General features: G+C 44.9%; 3 protein-coding genes. All 3 read left to right on the top strand.

Annotation, left to right across the window (positions count from 1 at the left end):
- Nucleotides 1-1,202 (top strand): type IV secretion system DNA-binding domain-containing protein (locus AB6D93_RS23785; protein WP_372127323.1); only part of this gene is annotated, 1,202 nt, incomplete at its 5' end.
- Between the two features lie 585 nt (nt 1,203-1,787).
- On the top strand, nt 1,788-1,946 hold the full coding sequence (locus AB6D93_RS23780) for a Hok/Gef family protein (RefSeq protein ID WP_321166794.1): 159 nt from the start codon (nt 1,788-1,790) through the stop codon (nt 1,944-1,946).
- A 117-nt stretch (nt 1,947-2,063) separates the two neighbouring features.
- Nucleotides 2,064-2,385: relaxase domain-containing protein (locus tag AB6D93_RS23775; RefSeq protein ID WP_372159237.1), on the top strand; the 322-nt coding region annotated here is incomplete at its 3' end.

Below are 2,385 nucleotides of genomic sequence, written 5' to 3'. Positions count from 1 at the left end.
CCACTGCGTACCAGATGATGCTCGATGACAAACACGAGTGCAGCGTCGAAAATCTTCTCCATCTCATCTTAATGTCGGAACTCTCAAAGCTGGATGAACACTTAAAAGGTACTGAAGCCAGCTCTCTTGTTTCGAAAAGCATCGAGAAGACCGCCATTTCCATCAAATCGGTTTTGGCTACTTACATTAAGTCTCTGCGCTACCTACATGGTCTCGATGAAAAAGACAGTCAAGGAAACCGTAAACGGGCGAGATTTTCCATCACTGATTGGGTACAAGATGAATCGCAGCAAGGTTTTTTATTTCTCTCCAGTAACGCAAGACAGCACACTGCGCTCAGACCACTGATATCGATGTGGCTTGCCATTGCCTCTAACGCCATCTTGGGGATGGAGCCTGACGAAGACCGTCGTATCTGGGTCATCATCGATGAAATGCCAACCTTGCATAAGCTACCAGAGCTTACGCACATCATTTCAGAAGTGCGTAAGTTTGGTGGCTGTTATCTACTCGGATTGCAGTCTTATGCTCAACTAGAAACGACTTATGGCCACAATGCGGCTAGAGTTATTTTTGACTTACTGAATACGCGCTTTTTCTTCCGCGCACCCTCAAAAGCCATGGCAACCGTCGCCTCTGACGACTTGGGTGAGCAAGAGATTGACATATCTCGAGAAAATATTTCTTACGGCGCAAATGCACTGCGTGATGGTGTGTCATTGGGCCATCAAAACAAAACGCGCCCTGTCGTCTCCCCTGCTGAAATCCAAGGACTGGATGATTTGGAATGTTACCTGCGCACTCCGAACTCCATGTTAATCACTAAGCTCCAACTAAAGTACGACCGAATGAGCAACATTCAGCCGTCGTTTATGAAGCGAGTTATTCCTGGTGGTGAAAAGATGGAGAGCCTAGACCAAGCCTTGATTTTTCATGAGTTAATTGCATTGCATGAACTCGATGAAACGCAAAGAAAACGCTTACTGGCTATCCAACAAAGCACTTATGAGAACGAAACCGAGCAGCAGCAAGCAAGAGAAAGCCAAAAACAAACCATGACGAAAACGTCAAAGTCATCCACACCGCCATTGAAACAGGGGCAGAACCAACAACTGGCTGAGCAAACTCAAGACGAATTGCAACGAGAGACCGAAGAAGCGTCCATTACACAACAAGATACTGGAGAGATGTACGATGATTAATCTACGGGGTTTGAGGCATTACTCAATACCGTAGTAATAGGAAAATGCGTCCCGTGAACCACATCCCCAACCGAAGCTCTTAAAACTTTACCAATGAATCAAACGGCTCTCATGACGATTTTTTATTGTGATTGAATGAGGTCGACTGCCCTCTCCAATACACTCAATATTTGATGAAAAGGAAAAACACCATGCTATGTCTTCAATGCAGCGCACTCAAAAGCAAAATACCCTCCTACTTATCGAGTCAATCCTTAAAAAGGAACGCTCATTTTTGCTGGCAAATGCTCGTAACACGCGCCTCTATAGGTTGCTTGTTTTTGACAGTCTTATTTGTCGATTCTAGCTTTGAGAGCTAACAATTTCTGTTCCGCATCCTTTTATTACAAAAACCGCATTCACCTCTCCACCAAAAGTAGCCCACACACCCAATTCTGATACAAGGCCTCTGGGCGCTTAGACTATCTGTGTTTAAGCGTTTGCCAAACCGCAGATATGAAAAAGCCCCGAATGAACTATAAATTCAAACGAGGCCCTATCCATGTTTAGCAACTTGATAATAGCCTCTTAACTCTACAGGAGGCAATGATTATGCCGAAGAAAACCGTCCTTGGGGCGTTACTGGTGGTCTGCGTGACCACTGTGTTATTAACCGCTCTCTTTCGAGATTCACTGTGTGAATTTCATTACAAGGGGGCAAACAATGACCTTCAAATAAGATTTGCCTACGAAGTAAGACGTTAAGGTCAAGCGGTAAAGGCTTTAGCCTTTGCCGCTACCTTTCTTGTCGCCTGCATACGTCTAAGCGCCCCATTCCCCTAGCTACTTTTGGTGATTTCCAACACAAGGAAAACACTAAATATGATGTCCATCAGCCCACTAAAATCCGCCTCTGGCGCTTCAAAATACTACCTAAAAGAAGAGCAAGACCTCAATCAATCCACCCTCTCACTCGACAATAACGGTGATAATTATTACCTCAAAGAAAAAGAACAAGGTGAAAACACGTTTTGGCACGGCAAACTGACCGAAGAAGCCGGATTACTCGGCAAGCCTGTTGACCAAAAAACACTTGAGTCCGTACTATCTGGACACCTTGGCGACGAAACCATCAAAGGGAAACGGGAGAACACTCATCGCCCTGGTATCGACCTCACTTTTTCAGCACCCAAAAGATTAAGCA

It is taken from the genome of Vibrio sp. 10N.247.310.23 (assembly GCF_041467155.1).
Lineage (GTDB): Bacteria > Pseudomonadota > Gammaproteobacteria > Enterobacterales > Vibrionaceae > Vibrio > Vibrio crassostreae_C.
This window is presented reverse-complemented; position numbering and strand designations above follow the sequence as displayed.